Genomic DNA, 20,148 nt, shown 5'->3' with positions numbered 1-20,148 from the left:
CACGAAGCATAAACGGATAACGGAAGGCCTAGCGAGCGATTTGGAAAATTAGAGTACACGAATCGCGTGAACCAAGTAGTCGACGATCGCCTCCCGTCCGACGCCGCCCTCCGTCCGGCCTACACCCCGGCCGTGAGGCGGTGCCGAAGGGTGATCGACGCTGGCGCACCACCGCTTGCGGCCGGCCATCGACTAAGCTGGAGCCAATGTCTAGATTATTTGGAACCGATGGAGTCCGCGGCCTGGCGAACGGTTTGCTGACCGCAGAGCTCGCCTTGCAGCTCGCCCAGGCTGCCGCCGTCGTACTCGGCCATGACCGAAACACGACCCCAAACCGGCCGCGCGCAGTGGTTGCCCGCGACCCGCGGGCGAGCGGCGAGTTCCTCGCGGCGGCCGTGGAGGCCGGCCTGTCGAGCTCGGGGATCGACGTCTACGACGCCGGCGTGCTCCCCACCCCGGCCGCCGCCTACCTCGTGGCGGACCTCGACGCCGACTTCGGCGTCATGATCTCCGCCTCCCACAACCCCGCGCCGGACAACGGCATCAAGTTCTTCGCCCGGGGCGGCCAGAAGCTGCCCGACGACGTCGAGGACGCCATCGAGGACCAGCTCGGCAAGGAGCCCGTCCGTCCTGTCGGCGGCGAGGTGGGAAGGATCCAGCGCTTCTCCGACGCCGAGGACCGCTATATCGTGCACCTGCTCGGCACGCTTCCGCACCGCCTGGACGGCCTGACCGTCGTCCTGGACTGCGCCCACGGCGCAGCCAGCGGCTGCTCTCCTCAGGTGTTCAAGGATGCCGGCGCCAACGTGATCGTCATTGGCGCCGAACCGGACGGCCACAATATCAACGAAGGAGTCGGGTCCACGCATCTTGGCCAGCTCCAGCGCGCTGTCCTGGACCACGGGGCGGACCTCGGCATCGCCCACGACGGCGACGCCGACCGCTGCCTGGCCGTGGACCATGAAGGCAACGAGGTGGACGGCGACCAGATCATGGCCATCCTGGCCGTAGCCCTCAAGGCCTCCGGAAAGCTCAAGGACGATGTCCTTGTGGCCACCGTCATGAGCAATCTCGGCCTGAAGCTCGCCCTCCGCGACGCCGGGATCAGCCTCCGCGAAACCGGAGTGGGGGACCGGTACGTCCTCGAGGAAATGCGCAGCGGCGGCTTCAGCCTGGGCGGCGAACAGTCCGGGCACGTGATTTTCGCCGACTACGCCACCACCGGCGACGGGGTGCTGACCGGCCTGCAGCTGGCAGCCCAGGTGGCCCGCACCGGGCGCCCGCTCAAGGACCTGGCCACCGTCATGACCAAGCTGCCCCAGGTCCTCATCAACGTCAAGGGCGTGGACCGCACGCGTGTGAAGGGCGATGAGGTGGTGGCCGCGGCCGTTGCCGTGGCCGAAGCCGAACTTGGCGACACCGGACGCGTCCTGTTGCGCCCTTCCGGCACCGAGCCGGTGGTGCGCGTCATGGTGGAAGCCGGAGACCATCAGACTGCCCAGGACGTCGCGGAGCGCCTTGCCCAGGTTGTCCGGACCGAGCTCGCGCTGGCACTCGTCTCGGACTGACCCCACGGCCGGCCGGCCGCCGCCGGGAGCTGTGGCCGTCGCCGCCGGGTCTCCCCACCTGTTCCCGCGTCCGACGGCGTGTCACCCGATTGCGGCGGCGGGTCCCGGCGTCGTGGTGGCAAAGGTGGGGAAAGCCCGCGCGGAGGAAGGCCCTAGAGGTAGTCCGGGGCGGCTTCCAAGCCGAAGTATTCCTCAAGCGTGCCGATTCCGCGGGCGGCCATGTCCGCGGCCGCCGCAGTGCCGATGAACCGCAGGTGCCAGGGCTCGTAGTAATACCCCGTGATTCCATGCAACATCCACGGGTAGCGGACCACGAAGCCGAAACGGTGGGCATTGGCGTTGGCCCAGACGGCTGCCGGCCGGTCCTTGAACTGCGGTGTGAACGCGTCCGCGCCGCTGCCGTCGCCGATATCGAAAGACCACCCCGTCTGATGCTCGGAATATCCGGGACGGGCTGAAGCCGTGTCAGCCTTGGCCTGCCCTTGCGTGTGCACCCAGTTGCCGTAGGTCGCCGTTTGCGTCGCGAACGAACGGTATCCGCTGGCCAGGGTGATGACGACGCCGTCGGCCGCCGCGGCAGCGAACATCTTTTCCGCCGCGGCCGCCGTCGTGCTGTTCAGCAGCGCCGCCTCGCCGGAAGTGGCCAGGCGGACGGCCGGCCGGGCCAGGTCCGGCGGCACGAAGGTGGCTGGGGAGAGCGGCCTGTGCTTGTTCACGATCACCCACGGGCTGGTGGGGTCCGTGAGTGAATGCTGCGGCCCTGGGGCCGCGGCTGACGGCGGGGCGGCCGACGGCGGGGCAGCCGCCGGCGCGGGCGCCCCGGGAACAGCTGCCGCCGCGCTTGCCGGCAGAGGGGAGCCCGACGCCGATGCGGCGGCGGACGGCGTCGCAGTGGCCAGGCCCGGCGCCGGCCCGGGCGTCGGACCCGGTGTGCCGGACGGGGTGTTGGGCGGGGCCGGAGTGCAGGCGGTCAGGGCAGCGAGGCCGGTGCCTGCCAGCAGGAGGCGGGTGAACGCCCGGCGGCTCGGCGAGTCCGGCGCGGCTTCCTGCCGGCCAGTTGTTTCGCCTCCGCCGTTGTAGCACATGCGTGCTAGACCTTCCTCAGCAGCATCCGCCGGATGGAGTGGTCCGCGTCCTTGGTCAGGACCAGTTGCGCCCGGCCGCGGGTCGGAAGGACGTTTTCCTCGAGGTTCGGCTCGTTGATGCGCTTCCAGATCTCACGGGCTGTCTGTTCGGCCTCGGCGTCGGAGAGGGTGGCGTAGCGGTGGAAATAGGACTCCGGCTGGGCGAAGGCCGTGCTCCGCAGTTTGCGGAAGCGGTCCACATACCACTCCTCGATGTACGAGGTCTTGGCGTCGACATAGATGGAGAAGTCGAAGAAATCACTGAGGGCGAGGCCCTGCCGGCCGTCCTGCCGTGCCCGGGCCGGCGCCAGGACGTTCAGTCCCTCGACAATCAGCACGTCCGGCCGGCGCACCACCACTTCCTTGCCCGGCACGATGTCGTAGGTCACGTGGGAGTACCAGGGGGCGCGGACTTCCTCGGCGCCGCCCTTGATCTCGCTCACAAACCGCAGCAGGGCCCGGCGGTCGTACGACTCCGGAAAACCCTTGCGCTCCAGCAGCTGGCGGCGCTTGAGCTCGGCGAGGGGATAGAGGAACCCGTCCGTGGTGATGAGTTCCACGTTGGGGGTGCCCGGCCAGCGCCGGAGCATTTCCCGCAGGACGCGCGCAATGGTGGACTTGCCCACGGCCACGGAGCCGGCCACACCGATCACGAACGGCGTGCGCTGGGTGGTCTCGCCGAGGAACGTGGTGGTGGCTGCGTGCAGCTGGCCCGCGGCTTCCACATAGAGGTGCAGGAGCCGGGAGAGGGGAAGGTAGACCTCGCGCACTTCGTTCATGTCGAGGGGGTCGCCAAGGCCGCGAAGCCGGACCACGTCCTCTTCATTAAGGGGCTGCTCCATCTGGGCAGCGAGCCGGGACCAGGTCTGCCGGTCCAGCTCCACGAACGGGGAGACACCTTCCCCGTTCGCTTCATTGCGTTGCAAAGTCACCCTAGAGATTCTGCCCTTCACGGCGCCGAGAGCGAAATGGACTGGCCGGTCGGAGCCGGGACCGGCCTGCCGCAGCCCGGCATCCGGCCGTTTGCCGGCCCCGCCGCCGCCCGGTATCCGGCCGTAAGAACGGTCCCGTCCCACGTCCTCCCTCCCGGAAACCCGCTAGGCTTATGACCATGTGTGGAATCGTTGGATATGTGGGCCACTCAGATGGCCGGGTAAATGCTGGACACAATGCCTTGGACGTAGTCCTTGAAGGGCTGCGGCGCCTGGAGTACCGGGGCTACGACTCTGCGGGCATTGCAGTGGTTGCCGACGGCGCCATTTCTTCCCGGAAGAAGTCGGGCAAACTGAGTAACCTCATCGCCGAACTCGACTCCCGCCCGCTGCCGGAATCCGTCACCGGAATCGGCCACACACGCTGGGCGACGCACGGCGGTCCGACGGACCAGAACGCGCACCCGCACCTGTCCGACGAGGGCAAGCTGGCGCTGATCCACAACGGCATCATCGAGAACTTCGCCGAGCTCAAGCAGGAGCTCCTGCGCAAGGGCGTCGTCTTCCAGTCCGAGACCGACACGGAAGTGGCGGCCGCCCTGCTCGGCGACATCTACCGCAACCAGGTGGGCGGCGACGCCGCCAAGGGCGGGCTCACCCGGGCCATGCAGCTTGCCTGCCAGCGGCTCGAGGGTGCCTTCACCCTGCTGGCCATCCACGCCGACCAGCCCGACGTGGTGGTTGCGGCACGCCGGAACTCCCCGCTCGTCGTCGGCCTCGGCGAGGGCGAGAACTTCCTCGGCTCCGACGTCTCCGGCTTCATTGACTACACCCGCCGCGCCGTGGAACTGGGCCAGGACCAGATCGTCACGATCACCGCCGACTCCGTGGAGATCACGGACTTCTACGGCGCCGCCGCCGAGGGCAAGGAGTACCACGTCAACTGGGACCCGGCCTCCGCGGAAAAGGGCGGCTTCCCGTCCTTCATGGAAAAGGAAATCCACGACCAGCCGGACGCCGTGCTGCAGACCCTGCTGGGCCGCTCCGACATCCACGGCAGGCTGACGCTCGATGAGCTCCGGGTCGATCCGCAGCTGCTCAAGAACGTCGACAAGATTATCGTCCTGGCCTGCGGCACCTCCGCCTACGCCGGACAGGTGGCGAAGTACGCGATCGAGCACTGGTGCCGGATTCCCACCGAGGTCGAACTCTCGCACGAATTCCGCTACCGGGACCCGATCGTGGACGAGAACACCCTGATCGTCTCCATCTCCCAGTCCGGCGAGACCATGGACACCCTGATGGCCGTCCGCTACGCCAAGGAACAGGGCGCCAAGACGGTCTCGATCTGCAACACCAACGGGTCCACCATCCCGCGGGAATCCGATGCCGTGCTCTACACGCACGCCGGACCCGAGATCGCCGTGGCCTCGACCAAGGCGTTCCTCGCCCAGATCACCGCCGCCTACCTGCTGGGCCTTTATTTGGCACAGCTGCGCGGCAACAAGTTCCAGGGCGAGATCAAGGACATCCTGGCCGATCTCGGCAAGATCCCGGCCAAGATCCAGCACATCCTCGACAACGAGGCCCAGATCAAGGAACTCGGCGAGTCCATGGCCGACGCCAAGTCCGTCCTGTTCCTGGGCCGCCACGTCGGTTTCCCGGTCGCGATGGAAGGTGCGCTCAAGCTCAAGGAGCTGGCCTACATCCACGCCGAAGGCTTTGCCGCCGGTGAGCTCAAGCACGGCCCGATCGCCCTGATCGAGGAAGGCCAGCCCGTCTTTGTGGTGGTCCCGTCCCCGCGCGGCCGCGACTCGCTGCACTCCAAGGTGGTCTCCAACATCCAGGAGGTCCGCGCCCGCGGCGCCCGCACGATCGTGATCGCGGAGGAAGGGGACGAGGCCGTCAAGGCCTACGCCGAGCACGTCTTCTACATCCCGGAGACCCCCACGCTCCTGGCGCCGCTGCTCGCGACGGTTCCGCTGCAGATCTTTGCCCTCGCACTCGCCTCGGCCAAGGGCTACGACGTGGACCAGCCACGCAACCTGGCCAAGAGCGTGACCGTAGAATAACGCCATGATCGTAGGCATAGGCGTAGACGTCGTAGACATTGAGCGGTTCGGGCGGCAGCTCGAGCGAACCCCCGGGCTGCGCGACAGGTTGTTCGTACCTGCCGAGCGGGAACTGAACACCCGGTCCCTGGCCGCGCGGTTCGCGGCCAAGGAGGCCGTGGCCAAGGTGCTGGGCGCTCCGGCCGGCATGAACTGGCAGGACTGCTGGATCGGGCTGGACCAGAACGGCCCCACCGTTCAGGTCAAGGGAACGGTGCTGGCCGTGGCGGAGTCGAAGGGCGTCAAGCGCTGGCACCTGTCGATGAGCCACGACGGCGGGATCGCCACCGCGACCGTTATCGCCGAAGGCTGAGACGGCCGTCCAGGCAGGACCGGCCTGAGCGCCAGGCATTCCCCAGCGACAGCACCGCGAACGGACTGAAATCATGATCAGCGCCTACACCGGAACCCAGGTACGAGAGGCCGAGAAGCCGTTCCTCGACGACGTCCTAGGCCCCGGTGCGGGCGCTGTTCTCATGCAGCGGGCCGCCTACGGCCTCGCCAACGCCGTCGTCAGTGCGCTGCGCGGCCGCGGTCAGCGGCTGTACGGCTCGAGCGTGGCCGTGCTTGCCGGCAAGGGCAACAACGGCGGGGACGGGCTTTTCGCCGCTGCGCTGCTGGCCCGCCGCGGCATGCGGACGACGGCGGTGCTCACCGCCGGCGCCGCCCACGACGCCGGGCTGGCGGCGTTCCGGAAGGCCGGCGGACACGTTCTGGTCCTGACCGCGGACAATGTCGCCGAGCTCGCCGCGACGGCCGGCGGCGCCGACGTCGTGATTGATGCGGTCCTCGGGACCGGAGCGCAGGGTGGCCTGCGGGGGCCGGCAGCCGGCCTCGTCGAGGCACTGGGACGCTCCCGGCCGGGCTCCCATTCCCCCTTGGTGGTGGCCTGCGACATCCCCAGCGGCGTCGCCGCGGACACCGGAGAGGCGCACGCGCCGGTCCTGGCCGCCGACCTGACGGTGACGTTCGGCGCCGCCAAGGCCGGCCTGCTGGCGGATCCCGGGGCCGACTTCGCCGGCCGCGTGCAGGTCATTCCGATCGGAATCGAAGGAGCGCTGCCCTGGCCGGCCCTGCGACGGCTTGAAGCCGGAGACCTCTCCGCCCTCCTGCCGCGCCCTGAGCGGCGGGCGCACAAGTACTCCAGGGGAGTGCTTGGGGTGGTCGCAGGCTCGAGCGCCTATCCCGGCGCCGCGGTGCTGGCCTGCACGGGCGCCCTGGCCGCCGGCGTCGGAATGGTCCGCTACCTTGGACCGCCGGACGTTGCCGATCTGGTCCGCCAATCCTGTCCCGAGGTCGTGTGCAGCACCGGCACCGTGGCCGGCACCCACGTCCAGGCCTGGCTCGTCGGCTCCGGACTGGACGACTCCGATGAACAGCAGTTGCAGCGCGCCCGCGACGCCGCGGACTCGGGCCTGCCGACGATCGCCGACGCCGGCGCGTTGCCCGCACTGCCTGATGTGCTGGCCCCCCAAGTGATCCTGACACCCCACGCCGGCGAACTCTCAGCACTGCTCCAGCGCCTCGGGGCCCCCTTGGACCGCTCCGGCATAGAAGCGTCCACGCTCGGCGCGGTGCGGCGGGCCGCGGGTCTGACCGAAGCCACCGTGCTGCTCAAGGGCGCCACGACCCTTGTGGCGTCCCCCTTCCAGGACTTCTTCAGCCAGGCCGAGGGCACGCCCTGGATCGCCACGGCGGGCAGCGGTGACGTCCTGGCCGGGGTTGCCGGTGCCCTGCTGGCCCAGGTGGGTGCCGACGTCGGGCGCTTCGGTGAGCACGACATCGACCCCGACGCCAGATGGGCGGCGATCGCGGCGATGGCGGCCAGCATCCACGGTCTCGCCGGAGTCCGGGCTTCCCGCGGGGGGCCAGTAACGGCAACGGCCATCGCCCGGGCCGTTCCGGAGGTGATGCGGGAACTGTAATAATCGGGCGCCTTCAGTGCGCCTGGACAAATACTAACCCTACTTACAAGTAGTCTGTCTAGAGAATAATCGTCACGCACGAGGAGTACACATGGAAGTCTGGCCCGGAACGGCTTACCCGCTGGGAGCCACTTTTGACGGCACTGGTACCAACTTTGCCCTGTTCAGCGAACGCGCCGAGCGGGTGGAACTGTGCCTCCTGGCTGACGACCTGACCGAGACCCGGATCGAACTGACCGAGGTGGACGGCTACGTATGGCACTGCTACCTGCCGCAGATCCAGCCCGGGCAGAAGTACGGCTACCGCGTCCACGGACCCTACGAGCCGGAGAACGGCAACCGGTTCAACGCCAACAAGCTGCTGATGGACCCGTATGCCAAGGCCATCCAGGGCCAGATCGACTGGGACCCGGCGCTCTTTTCCTACAACTTCGGGGACCCTGCATCCCGCAACGACGCCGACTCGGCGCCGCACACCATGCACGGCGTGGTCATCAACCCGTTCTTCGACTGGGACGGCGACCGCCAGCCGCGCATCCCGTACCACGAGTCGGTCATCTACGAAGCCCACGTCAAGGGCCTGACCGAGCTGCACCCGGAAATCCCGGAGGAGCAGCGCGGCACCTACGCGGGCGTGTCCCACCCCGCCGTGATCGAGCACCTCAAGAAGCTCGGGATCACCGCAATCGAGCTCATGCCCGTGCACCAGTTCGTCAACGACGGCACCCTCGTCGAGAAGGGCCTCAACAATTACTGGGGCTACAACACGATCGGCTTCTTCGCGCCGCAAAACACCTACAGCTCCTCCGGCGACGTCGGGCACCAGGTCCAGGAATTCAAGGCCATGGTCCGCGAACTGCACAAGGCCGGCATCGAAGTGATCCTGGACGTGGTCTACAACCACACCGCCGAGGGAAACCACCTGGGCCCCACCCTGTCCTTCAAGGGCATCGACAACGCCGCCTACTACCGGCTGGTCGACGATGACCTGAAGCACTACATGGACTACACCGGCACCGGCAACTCGCTCAACGTCCGGCACCCGCATTCGCTGCAACTGCTTATGGACTCGCTGCGCTACTGGGTCACCGAAATGCACGTGGACGGGTTCCGCTTCGACCTCGCCTCCACCCTGGCCCGCGAGTTTTACGACGTCGATAAGCTCTCCACCTTCTTCGAACTGATCCAGCAGGATCCGATCGTCTCCCAGGTCAAGCTGATCGCCGAGCCGTGGGACGTGGGCCCCGGCGGCTACCAGGTGGGCAACTTCCCGCCGCAGTGGACGGAATGGAACGGCAAGTACCGCGACACCGTCCGTGATTTCTGGCGCGGCGAGCCGTCCACGCTTGGCGAATTCGCCTCGCGGCTGACCGGCTCGGCCGACCTCTACGAGAGCTCGGCCAGGCGCCCGGTGGCTTCCATCAACTTCGTCACCGCCCACGACGGCTTCACGATGCGGGACCTGGTGTCCTACAACGAGAAGCACAACGACGCCAACGGTGAAGGCAACAACGACGGCGAATCGCACAACCGCTCCTGGAACTGCGGCGCGGAAGGCGACACCGACGACGACGCCGTACTGACCCTGCGCGCCCGCCAGCAGCGCAACTTCATCGCGACCCTCCTGCTCTCGCAGGGCGTTCCGATGATCCTGCACGGCGACGAACTGGGCCGCACCCAGCAGGGCAACAACAACACCTACTGCCAGGACTCCGAGCTCAGCTGGGTGCACTGGGAGGACATGGACCAGCCCCTCGTGGAGTTCACGGCCGTGGTCAACAAGGTCCGCCGCGACCACCCCATCTTCCGGCGCAGCCGCTTCTTTGACGGCCGCCCGGTCCGCCGCGGCGAAGGCGAAAAGCTCCCGGACATCGTGTGGCTCAACACCGACGGCAAGGAAATGCTGCCGGAGGACTGGGACAGCGGATTCGGCCGGACCATCGGCGTGTTCTACAACGGCCACGGCATCCAGGAACAGGACTCGCGCGGACGCCGGATCACCGACGACAGCTTCCTGCTGGCCTTCAACGCCCATGACGGCAACGTCGACTTCCTGCTGCCCGCCGGGGAATACTCGCCGTTCTGGGAAGTCGTTGTCGACACCGCCGACATGGCAGACACGGACCAGCCGCTCAAGGCCGGGACCGTCCTGCCGCTCGCGGCGAAATCCCTCGTGGTGCTCCGCGCCTACTCGGGCCCCGAAGTGGAGGTGGATTACTCCGCCGCTGCATCCCTGGCCGCCAGGGCCGAGACTCCCGCGGCTCCCGCTCCGGAAGCTCCGGCGCCGGTGGAGGAGGCACCGGCAGCTCCGGCGGAGACTCCTGACGCTCCCGCCGAACCCGAGGCCGCCCCCGAGCCGGAGACGGCACCCGAGCCGGAGACGGCACCCGAGCCGGAGACGGCACCTGAACCCGAGCCCGCCCCCGAGCCGGAGACGGCACCCGAGCCGGAGACGGCACCTGAGCCGGAGCCCGCCCCCGAGCCGGAGACGGCACCCGAGCCGGAGACGGCACCTGAGCCGGAGCCCGCCCCCGAGCCGGAGCCCGCCCCCAAGAAGCCGGCCCCGGCCAAGCGCGGCTCGTCCAAGGCCGCCAAGAAGCCGCGGGCCAGGAAGGGCCCGGCCTCATGAGGACGCCGCTCTCGACGTACCGGCTGCAGATCCGTCCCGGCTTCACGCTGCAGGACGCGGCGCAGACCGTGCCGTACCTGAAGTCCCTGGGCGTGGACTGGATCTATCTTTCGCCGATCCTGACGGCGGAACAGGGTTCGGACCACGGCTACGACGTCACCGATCCCTCCGCCATTGATCCTGACCGGGGCGGCCCGGACGGGCTGCTGGCGGCGTCGGCGGCGGCGCGGCAGGCGGGAATGGGGGTGCTCGTCGATATCGTGCCGAACCATGTCGGCGTGGCGACGCCGGCCCAGAACCCGTGGTGGTGGTCCCTCCTGAAGGAAGGGCGGCAGTCCCGCTACGCGCAGGCGTTCGACGTCGACTGGGACTTCGGCGGGGGCCGCGTCCGGATCCCCGTACTGGGCGAGGACTCGGACGTGGATGCGCTTCAGATCCGTGACGGGGAACTGCGCTACTACGACCACCGCTTCCCGCTCGCCGAGGGCACCTACACCGCAGGTGACTCCACTGCCGATGACCCCCGCGAGGTCCACGACCGCCAGCACTACGAGCTGATCGGCTGGCGCCGGGCGGACACAGACCTGAACTACCGCCGGTTCTTTGCCGTCAACAGCCTGGCCGGGATCCGGGTGGAGCTTCCCGAGGTCTTCGACGAAGCCCACGCGGAGGTTGTCCGGTGGTTCCGGGACGGGCTCGTTGACGGGCTGCGGATCGACCACCCGGACGGCCTCGCCGATCCGGAGGGCTACCTGCACCGGCTCCGCGAGGTCACGAACGGGAGCTACCTGCTGATCGAGAAAATCCTCGAACCGGGCGAAACCCTGCCGGCCAGCTTCGAGTGCGAGGGCACCACGGGCTATGACGCCCTCGCGGACGTGGACCGGGTGTTCGTCGACGCCGCCGGCCAGGGGCCGCTCGACGCACTCGACGCCGACCTCCGCGGCGGCGAGGCCGCCGACTACGAGGAAATGATCCGCGGCACCAAGCGCAGGATCACGGACGGGATTCTGCACTCGGAAATGCTCCGGCTGGCACGGCTGGTCCCTGCCGGCGCAGGGCTGGCCCCGGACACCGCGGCGGACGCGCTGTCCGAGATCATCGCGGCGTTCCCGGTCTACCGCAGCTACCTCCCCGAAGGCGCGGAGGTTCTTCGCGAGGCCTGCGCGCTGGCCGTCCGCCGCCGTCCCGACCTCGGCCACGCCGTCGAAACGCTCCTGCCCCTGCTGCTCGAGGCCGGCCCCGAGCCCGACGCGGAACTCGGCCGGCGCTTCCAGCAGACCTCCGGCATGGTCATGGCCAAGGGCGTGGAAGACACCGCCTTCTTCCGCTACACCCGTCTTGGCACGCTGACCGAAGTCGGCGCCGACCCCACTGAATTCGCCGTCACCCCGGAGGAGTTCCACGCCCGCATGGCCCGCCGCCAGGCCGAGCTCCCGTTGTCCATGACGACCCTCAGCACCCACGACACGAAGCGCAGCGAAGACACCCGCGCCAGGATCTCGGTCCTCGCGGAACTGGCGCCGGAATGGCAGGCATCCCTGCAACGGCTGCAGAAGCTCGCGCCCCTGCCGGACGGGCCGCTGGCCAACCTGCTGTGGCAGGCCGTGGCCGGGGTCTGGCCCGCGGACCGCGACCGCCTGCAGTCCTACGCGCAAAAGGCCGCCCGGGAGGCCGGGAACTCGACCAACTGGATCGATCCGGACGAGGCCTTCGAAGCGAAGCTCTCCGCAGCCGTCGACGCCGCGTTCGACACTCCGGCCGTGACGGCGGAGCTGGAGTCCCTCGTGGCGCTGCTGGCGCCGTACGGGGCCGTCAACGCCCTGGGCGCCAAGCTCGTGCAGCTGACCATGCCTGGTGTGCCGGACGTGTACCAGGGCACCGAGTTCTGGGACCGTTCGCTGACGGATCCGGACAACCGAAGGCCGTTCGACTTCGGCGCGCGCCGGCGCGCCCTGGCCGCTCTCGACGCCGGCGAGCGTCCGGCGTCGTACCTTGACGACGCCGCGAAACTCCTGGTCACCTCGCGGGCCCTGCGCCTGCGGCGGGACCGGCCGGAGCTGTTCACCGGGTACACGCCGGTCACGGCCACGGGCGGCGCCGCGGCGCACCTGCTCGCCTTTGACCGCGGCACCGTCCCGGCCCCCGGCGCGCTCACGCTCGCCACCCGGCTGCCCCGCGGCCTTGAGCAGCGCGGCGGATGGCAGGACACCGCCATCGGGCTTGCCGCGGCCATGACCGATGAACTGACCGGTTTCACGCACGGCCCCGGTCCTGTGGCCGTGGGGGAGATCCTCCGGGACTACCCGGTTGCCCTCCTGGTGCCCACGGCCTAAGCAGTTTTCTAAGCACCGATAAGCGCCGACATTTGGGGAACGGAAGAATGCCATGACCTTGCCTGCACACGGAAGCCAACGCTTCGATCTTTGGGCGCCCGCTGCGCAGGCGGTCACGCTCCTCGCTGACGGCCGGAAGTATGGCATGACCCGCCGCGGCGGGGCGGCGCCCGGAGAGCAGCCCGGCACCGACGGCGGCGGGTGGTGGACCGCTCCGGATGCGCCCGCCGCCGGGGACGTGGACTACGGCTACCTCGTGGACGGGGACTCCACCCCGCTGCCGGACCCGCGGTCCCGGCGCCAGCCCGCGGGCGTCCACGCGCTCTCCCGCACGTTCGACGCCGGACGGCACCAGTGGGCGGACGGCCAGTGGACCGGACGGGAGCTCAAGGGCGCCGTCATCTACGAGCTCCACGTGGGCACCTTCACCCCGGAGGGAACACTGGACGCCGCGGCCAGGAAGCTGAGGTACCTGGCGGAGCTCGGCATCGACTTCGTCGAGCTGCTGCCGGTCAACGGGTTCAACGGCACGCACAACTGGGGTTACGACGGCGTGCTCTGGTACGCCGTCCACGAAGGCTACGGCGGACCCGCCGCATATCAGCGCTTCGTGGACGCCGCCCACGCCGCAGGCCTGGGCGTCATCCAGGATGTGGTCTACAACCACCTCGGCCCCAGCGGCAACTACCTCCCGCGGTTCGGGCCCTACCTGAAATCCGGCGAGGGGAACACGTGGGGCGACTCCGTCAACCTGGACGGCCCTGACTCCGACGAGGTCCGCCGCTACATCCTGGAGAACGCCGCAATGTGGCTCCGGGACTACCACGTGGACGGCCTGCGGCTGGACGCTGTGCACGCCTTCAAGGACGAGCGCGCCGTGCACCTGCTGGAGGACTTCGGCGCCCTCGCCGACGCCGTCTCGGCGGAAACGGGCCGCCCCGCGACCATGATCGCCGAGTCCGACCTGAACAACCCGCGACTGCTCTACCCGCGCGGCGTCAACGGCTACGGCCTGGCCGGGCAGTGGAGCGACGACTTCCACCACGCCGTCCATGTCAACGTCAGCGGCGAGACCACCGGCTACTACGCCGACTTCGATTCGCTCGGGGCGCTGGCCAAGGTCCTGGAACGCGGATTCTTCCACGACGGCAGCTACTCGAGCTTCCGCGGCCGCCACCACGGCCGGCCCATCGACGCGTCCCTCGTCCACCCCGCCGCCCTGGTCGTGTGCAGCCAGAACCACGACCAGATCGGCAACCGGGCCACCGGGGACCGGCTGTCCCAGACGCTGGGCTACGGGCAGCTCGCGCTCGCCGCCGTCGCCACCCTGACCTCGCCGTTCACGCCCATGCTCTTCATGGGCGAGGAATACGGGGCCACCACCCCATGGCAGTTCTTCACCTCGCACCCGGAGCCGGAACTGGGCAAGGCGACGGCCGAGGGCCGGATCCGGGAGTTCGAGCGCATGGGCTGGGACCCCGCCGTCGTGCCCGATCCGCAGGACCCGGACACCTTCACCCGGTCGAAGCTCGACTGGGCCGAGGCCGCCGAGGGGGACCACGCCCGGCTCCTGGACCTGTACCGGGCGCTGATCGCGCTGCGCCGCACGACGCCGGACCTGACGGAGCCCGGCTTCGAGGGCACGGTCACGGACGTCAGCGAAGAGGAGGGCTGGCTGCTGCTGCGCCGCGGCCGCACCGAGGTGGCGATGAACTTCTCCGCCGAAGCGCGCCGGCTGCCGGTCCGCGGTCTCGCCCTCGCCTTGGCCACCGACGACGGCGCCCGGCTGGACCCGGCCCCCGGCACGGACCCTGCCCCAGGCACGGACCCTGCCCCAGGCGCGGAGATGTCCGCCCGACGGCTCGGCCTCCCGGGCCACAGCGCCGCGATTCTCACTTACTAAGGCAGGATATGACGTATGACTTATTTGGCAGCTGACACCCGCTACGACTCCATGCCCTACCGCCGCGTGGGGCGCAGCGGCCTGAAACTCCCGGCCATCTCGTTGGGCCTGTGGCACAACTTCGGTGACGACAAGCCGTTCGAGATCCAGCGCGCCATCCTGCGCCGCGCCTTCGACCTCGGCGTCACCCACTTTGACCTGGCCAACAACTACGGCCCGCCCTACGGCAGCGCCGAGACCAACTTCGGCCGCCACTTCAAGGACGACTTCGCCCCCTACCGCGACGAACTCATCATCTCCAGCAAAGCCGGCTACGACATGTGGCCCGGCCCCTACGGCAACTTCGGCTCCCGCAAGTACCTGCTGGCCAGCCTCGACCAGTCCCTGGGCCGGATGGGCCTGGACTATGTGGACATCTTCTACAGCCACCGCCCGGACCCGGAGACGCCGATGGAAGAGACCATGGGCGCCCTGGACCAGGCCGTGCGCTCCGGCAAGGCGCTCTACGCCGGCATCTCGTCCTACACCCCTGAACAGACCCTCGAGGCGGCCCGGATTCTGAAGGAACTCGGCACCCCGCTGCTGATCCACCAGCCCAGCTACTCCATGCTCAACCGGTGGACCGAGAACGGCAGCCCCAACCTCTTCGAGGCCTTGGAACAGGTGGGCGCAGGCTCCATCGCCTTCTCGCCGCTGGCGCAGGGCATGCTCACCGACCGCTACCTGGCGGGCATTCCGGCCGATTCCCGCGCCGCCCAGCACAAGTCCCTGGGCGAATCCATGATCACTGAGGACAAGCTGGACCGTGTTCGCGGGCTCAGCCGGATCGCCGAGGGCCGCGGGCAGACCCTCGCACAAATGGCCATCGCCTGGATCCTGCGCGAGCAGGGCAAGGGCTCGCCCGTCACGTCCGCACTGGTCGGCGCGTCCAGCGTCGGGCAGCTCGAGGACACCCTGACCGCCATCAACAACCTGGATTTCACGGCCGACGAGATCGACGCAATCGACGAGTTCGCCGTCGAATCCGACATCAACCTGTGGGCCCAGCGGTAGCCGGCGCCGCCACCTGACACCGCCGCAGGGGCCGCCGGGAACAACGGCGGCCCCTGCGGAGTTGATTAGACTACTAAGGGCGCCTAACGGCGCCGTGTCCGCCTGCCGCCCGCACAACTGACGCAATACATACAGTTTGCGGCCGCGCCGGTCACCCTTTCCTCAAAGGAGTTCCGTGTCTTCACATCCGATTCGTGTTGCAATCGTCGGCGTAGGTAACTGCGCCGCTTCGCTGGTCCAGGGCGTCCAGTACTACAGGGACGCCGACCCCCGGGCCACGGTGCCGGGCCTGATGCACGTGGAGTTCGGCCAGTACCACGTGGGCGACGTCGAGTTCGTGGCGGCGTTCGACGTCGACGGCAAGAAGGTCGGCCAGGACCTGTCCGCCGCCATCCTGGCCAGCGAGAACAACACCATCAAGATCGCCGACGTCCCGCCGACCGGTGTCACCGTCCAGCGCGGCCCCACCCTGGACGGCCTCGGCAAGTACTACCTCGAGACCATCGAGCAGTCCCCGCAGGAGCCGGTCGACGTCGTCCAGGCCCTCAGGGACGCCAAGGTTGACGTCATGGTCTGCTACCTGCCGGTTGGCTCGCAGGAAGCCGCCGAGTTCTACGCCCAGTGCGCGATCGATGCCGGCGTGGCGTTCGTCAACGCCCTGCCGGTGTTCATTGCCGGCACCAAGGAGTGGGCGGACAAGTTCACCGCCGCGGGCGTGCCGATCGTGGGCGATGACATCAAGAGCCAGATCGGCGCCACCATCACGCACCGCGTCATGGCCAGGCTGTTCGAGGACCGCGGCGTCACCCTGGACCGGACGTACCAGCTGAACGTCGGCGGCAACATGGACTTCAAGAACATGCTCGAGCGCGACCGCCTCGAGTCCAAGAAGATCTCCAAGACCCAGGCCGTGACCTCCAACGTCGAGGCCGAGCTCGCCGCGAAGGATGTCCACATCGGCCCGTCGGACTACGTCCAGTGGCTCGATGACCGCAAGTGGGCCTTCGTCCGGCTCGAGGGCCGCAACTTCGGCGACGCCCCGGTGTCCCTGGAATACAAGCTCGAGGTCTGGGACTCGCCCAACTCCGCCGGCGTGATCATCGACGCGATCCGGGCGGCCAAGATCGGCCTGGACCGGGGCATCGGCGGCCCGCTGGTCTCGGCGTCGAGCTACTTCATGAAGTCCCCGCCGGAGCAGTTCAACGACGACCTCGCCCGGGAAAAGGTCGAGGCCTTCATCCGCGGCGACCTGGAGCGCTGACCCCAACCCGCCCGCTCCCGCACCCTGCCTACAGCAACGCGGGGTCACCTACGGCCCATAATCCCCCTCGGGACGGGCCGTAAGTGACCCCGCGTTGCTGTTTAGAAGAGGCCGACGGGGTTGCCGGCGTCGTCGACGTCCATCCGCATCGCCGCCGGGACCTTGGGCAGGCCCGGCATGGTCATGACCGCACCGGTGAGGGCCACGATGAAGCCGGCCCCGGTCTTGGGGATGAGGTCCCGGACATGGACGGTGAAGCCCTTGGGGGCGCCGAGCCGGGTGGCGTCGTCGCTGAAGGAGTACTGGGTCTTCGCCATGCACACGGGCATCCCGGACCAGCCGTTCTTCTCGATTTCCGCCAGCCGTTTGAGCGCGGGCACCGAGAAGTCCACGCCGTCGGCGCCGTAGACTTCCTGCACGATGGTCCGGATCTTGTCCTCGACAGACATGTCCAGCGGGTAGAGATGCCGGAAGCCGTGCGGGGTCACGATCGCCGCGGCCACCTTCGCCGCGAGCTCGTCCCCGCCGTCGCCGCCCCCGCCGCGGCCCCAGACGTCGGCCACCGCGGCCTGGACGCCCTCCGCGGCGCACCACTCAAGGAGCCAGTCCAGCTCCTCGGCGGTGTCCGTGGCGAATTTGTTGACCGCCACGACCGGCACGATGCCGAACTTCTCCACGTTGCGGATGTGGCGCTGGAGATTGGCGACGCCGGCGGCCAGCGCCTCCACGTTAGGCTCCTTGAGCCGGTCCTTCGCCACTCCGCCGTGCATCTTGAGCGCCCGGACAGTCGCCACGAGGACGACGGCGGACGGGGCGACGTCGGCCATCCGCGCCTTGATGTCCATGTACTTCTCGGCACCGAGGTCCGCGCCGAAACCCGCCTCGGTGACCACGATGTCCGCGAGGCTGCGGGCCGTCTGGGTGGCGATCAGGGAGTTGCAGCCGTGGGCGATGTTGGCGAAGGGCCCGCCGTGCACGAGTGCCGGCGTGCCGGCGATGGTCTGCACGAGGTTGGGCTTGATCGCGTCCTTGAGCAGCAGGGTCAGGGCGCCCTGGACACCGAGATCGGCCACGGTGACGGGCTGCCGGTCGTAGGTGTACCCGAAAGTGATCCGGCCCAGCCGCTCGCGCAGATCGTTGAGGTCCGTGGCAAGGCAGAACACGGCCATGATCTCCGAGGCCACGGTGATGTCAAAGCCGTCCTGCCGCGGGATGCCCTGGGCCGGGCCGCCGAGGCCGATCACGACCTCGCGCAGGGACCGGTCGTTCATGTCCAGGACCCGTTTGAACGTCATCCGCCGCGGGTCGATGTTGAGCTCGTTGCCCTGGAAGATGTGGTTGTCCACGAGGGCCATGAGGGCATTGTTCGCCGAGGTGATGGCGTGGAAGTCGCCGGTGAAGTGCAGGTTGATCTGCTCCATCGGCAGCACCTGGGAGTAGCCGCCGCCGGTGGCGCCGCCTTTCATGCCCAGGATGGGGCCGAGGGAGGGTTCGCGCAGCGCGATCATCACTTTGTGCCCGGCGCGGGCCAGGGAATCGGCGAGGCCGACCGTGGTGGTGGACTTGCCCTCGCCCGCCGGGGTGGGGGACATCGCCGAGACAAGCACGACTTTGCCCGGAACAGGCGCGGGGGCGCCCTTCGCCCGGCTCAGCTTCGCCGGGTCGATCTTGGCCTTGTAGGGTCCGTAGAGCTCCAGCGCCTCCGGGTTGATGCCGGCGGCCGCCGCAATCTCCTCGATCGGCTTCATGACTGCCCGCTGGGCAATTTCCAGGTCGGTGGGCACGCTGTTCCCGGCAGTGGTGGTCTCAGACATCGTTGTCCTTCGGCTCGTGGCGTCGGCGGGTGGCGTCGGCTGGTGTCCCGGTCCGGTGTTGCCGGCCCGGGGTCTGGGCGGGTCCGGTTCAGGGCGTGTGGCCCACCGGAATGGTCAGGCTTCCAAAATACTGGCTCACGGCGGTGTGGTAGCTCTCCAGCGTAATCGCGGCGGTGCGTTGCCAGCCGAAATCCTGGGCATGGATCGCGGCGGCGCGGCCCATGTCGGTGCGCGTTTGGGGGTCGTCATAGAGCGCTTCGAGGGCGTCGGCCCAGTCGCCGGCCTTGTGGCCCTCGACCAGGATCCCCGTGCGCCCGTCCTGGACAGCGCGGGACAGGCCGCCCACTTTCGTGGCGAGGACGGGCGTCCCGCAGGCCTGCGCCTCCAGGGCCACCAGGCCGAAGGACTCGCTGTAGGAGGGCATCACGACGACGTCGGCCGACCGGTACCAGCCGGACAGCTCGGGGGCGTTGACCGGCGGGTGGTGAGTGGCGACGTCGTCCATTCCGGCGTCACTGATCAGGGTCTTGAGGTTGAAGTCCTTGGCACCGCTCACGGCCCCCAGGATGGTCAGCTGCAAATCGATGTCCGGGCGGCGGGCGCGCAGGAGCGCGGCCGCCTTGATCAGGATCTGAGGACCCTTGAGCCGCTGGATCCGGCCCGCGAACAGCAGGTGGAACTTGCCCGGGGCGATACTGTGCCCGGCCCTGGCACGGTTCCTGAAGGACGGGGTGAAGACCGCGAGGTCCACGCCCGGCGGCGCAACGTCGATGCGGTCGATATCGGCGTTGTAGTGCGAGACGAGTTCGGCCGCCTCGGTGCCGGTGTTGGCGATGAGCCGGGCGGCGCCGTCGACAATCCGTTGCTCGCCGTCCTCACGCCGCCGCGGCTCGGGCTGTTCGCCGGACTCGAGGAGCTGGTTCTTGACTTTGGCCATCGTGTGCATGGTGTGGACGAGGGGCAGCTGCCACAGTTCCGCGAGCTCCAGCCCGGCCACCCCGGACACCCAGTAGTGCGAATGGATGACGTCATACCGGCCGTGCGGCTGGAGGTGCCGGATTCGGTCGATCTCGGCGACCATGCTGTGCAGCAGTTCCGGGAGTTCCTCCTTGGGCAGCTTCCGCGGCGGCCCGGCCAGGACGTTGTGCACGCACACGCCGGGGGACGGGTGTTCGACGGCGGGCTGCGAGGCTGAGGTGGACCGTGTGAAGATCTCGACTTCCACGCCGGTCTCGGCGAGGGCCGCGGCCAGCGCCCGGACGTACACGTTCATTCCGCCGGCATCGCCCGAGCCGGGCTGCTCCATGGGCGAGGTGTGCAGGGAAAGGAAAGCGACGCGGCGGATCAGCGACACGGTTCCCCTTTCCCCTGCACGGTTTTCCTCTGCCAAATGCGTTTCGATAAAACATTACTCCTGATGTGCCGGCCTGTTCACGGGCCGGTTCACAGGCTGATTCACGGGGCAGTTGGCGGGCCGGTCCGCGGGTCGCTT

At 68.8% G+C, this 20,148-nt stretch carries 13 protein-coding genes; 9 read left to right on the top strand and 4 right to left on the bottom strand.

Features of this window, described 5'->3' with window-relative positions; all coding sequences use genetic code 11:
- The first annotated feature begins 206 nt into the window (after nt 1–206).
- Nucleotides 207–1,568: a phosphoglucosamine mutase gene (glmM, locus tag LDO15_RS16400; protein WP_223980160.1), complete on the top strand. Its 1,362-nt coding sequence runs from the start codon at nt 207–209 to the stop codon at nt 1,566–1,568.
- A 152-nt stretch (nt 1,569–1,720) separates the two neighbouring features.
- On the opposite strand, the gene LDO15_RS16395 is transcribed toward glmM, so the two are convergent.
- Together LDO15_RS16395 and coaA are read right to left on the bottom strand one after the other, a co-directional pair.
- A complete protein-coding gene (locus LDO15_RS16395) occupies nt 1,721–2,653 on the bottom strand; it encodes a M15 family metallopeptidase (RefSeq protein ID WP_223980159.1) in 933 nt (310 codons plus the stop codon).
- 5 nt (nt 2,654–2,658) lie between these two features.
- Nucleotides 2,659–3,624 carry a type I pantothenate kinase gene (gene coaA / locus LDO15_RS16390; RefSeq protein WP_223980158.1) on the bottom strand — a complete coding sequence of 322 codons (966 nt, stop codon included), beginning with the start codon at nt 3,622–3,624 and terminating at the stop codon, nt 2,659–2,661.
- 179 nt (nt 3,625–3,803) lie between these two features.
- Between coaA and glmS the strand changes: the two genes are divergently transcribed.
- The 8 genes from glmS (at nt 3,804) to LDO15_RS16350 (ending at nt 16,842) form a co-directional block, all read left to right on the top strand.
- The gene (glmS, locus tag LDO15_RS16385; RefSeq protein ID WP_223980157.1) at nt 3,804–5,696 is read left to right on the top strand and encodes a glutamine--fructose-6-phosphate transaminase (isomerizing); all 1,893 of its coding nucleotides are present in this window, start codon (nt 3,804–3,806) and stop codon (nt 5,694–5,696) included.
- A 4-nt stretch (nt 5,697–5,700) separates the two neighbouring features.
- Nucleotides 5,701–6,048 carry a holo-ACP synthase gene (locus LDO15_RS16380; RefSeq protein WP_024366340.1) on the top strand — a complete coding sequence of 116 codons (348 nt, stop codon included), beginning with the start codon at nt 5,701–5,703 and terminating at the stop codon, nt 6,046–6,048.
- Nucleotides 6,049–6,121: 73 nt separating this feature from the next.
- Nucleotides 6,122–7,660 (top strand): NAD(P)H-hydrate epimerase, encoded by a 1,539-nt coding sequence (locus LDO15_RS16375; RefSeq protein WP_223980156.1) that lies wholly within the window; start codon nt 6,122–6,124, stop codon nt 7,658–7,660.
- Between the two features lie 91 nt (nt 7,661–7,751).
- Complete coding sequence (glgX, locus tag LDO15_RS16370; RefSeq protein ID WP_223980155.1) at nt 7,752–10,289, top strand: glycogen debranching protein GlgX; 2,538 nt, start codon at nt 7,752–7,754, stop codon at nt 10,287–10,289.
- Nucleotides 10,286–12,625, top strand: a complete 2,340-nt coding sequence (treY, locus tag LDO15_RS16365) for a malto-oligosyltrehalose synthase (protein WP_223980153.1) — start codon at nt 10,286–10,288, stop codon at nt 12,623–12,625. The genes glgX and treY overlap by 4 nt, the downstream gene beginning before the upstream one ends.
- A gap of 52 nt (nt 12,626–12,677) precedes the next feature.
- Nucleotides 12,678–14,528 carry a malto-oligosyltrehalose trehalohydrolase gene (treZ, locus tag LDO15_RS16360; protein ID WP_223980151.1) on the top strand — a complete coding sequence of 617 codons (1,851 nt, stop codon included), beginning with the start codon at nt 12,678–12,680 and terminating at the stop codon, nt 14,526–14,528.
- Between the two features lie 15 nt (nt 14,529–14,543).
- A complete protein-coding gene (gene mgrA, locus LDO15_RS16355; protein WP_223980149.1) occupies nt 14,544–15,581 on the top strand; it encodes an L-glyceraldehyde 3-phosphate reductase in 1,038 nt (345 codons plus the stop codon).
- A 175-nt stretch (nt 15,582–15,756) separates the two neighbouring features.
- Nucleotides 15,757–16,842: an inositol-3-phosphate synthase gene (locus LDO15_RS16350; RefSeq protein WP_223980147.1), complete on the top strand. Its 1,086-nt coding sequence runs from the start codon at nt 15,757–15,759 to the stop codon at nt 16,840–16,842.
- 101 nt (nt 16,843–16,943) lie between these two features.
- Here the strand turns inward: LDO15_RS16350 and LDO15_RS16345 are convergent, their stop codons facing one another.
- On the bottom strand, nt 16,944–18,656 hold the full coding sequence (locus LDO15_RS16345) for a formate--tetrahydrofolate ligase (RefSeq protein WP_223980145.1): 1,713 nt from the start codon (nt 18,654–18,656) through the stop codon (nt 16,944–16,946).
- Between the two features lie 88 nt (nt 18,657–18,744).
- A complete protein-coding gene (gene mshA / locus LDO15_RS16340) occupies nt 18,745–20,010 on the bottom strand; it encodes a D-inositol-3-phosphate glycosyltransferase (RefSeq protein ID WP_223980143.1) in 1,266 nt (421 codons plus the stop codon).
- Nucleotides 20,011–20,148: the final 138 nt, after the last annotated feature.

The organism is Arthrobacter sp. NicSoilB8, from assembly GCF_019977355.1.
In the GTDB taxonomy this organism is placed as follows: domain Bacteria; phylum Actinomycetota; class Actinomycetes; order Actinomycetales; family Micrococcaceae; genus Arthrobacter.
Note: the sequence above shows the minus strand (reverse complement) of the source record. Positions and strands in the feature narration are given on the sequence as shown.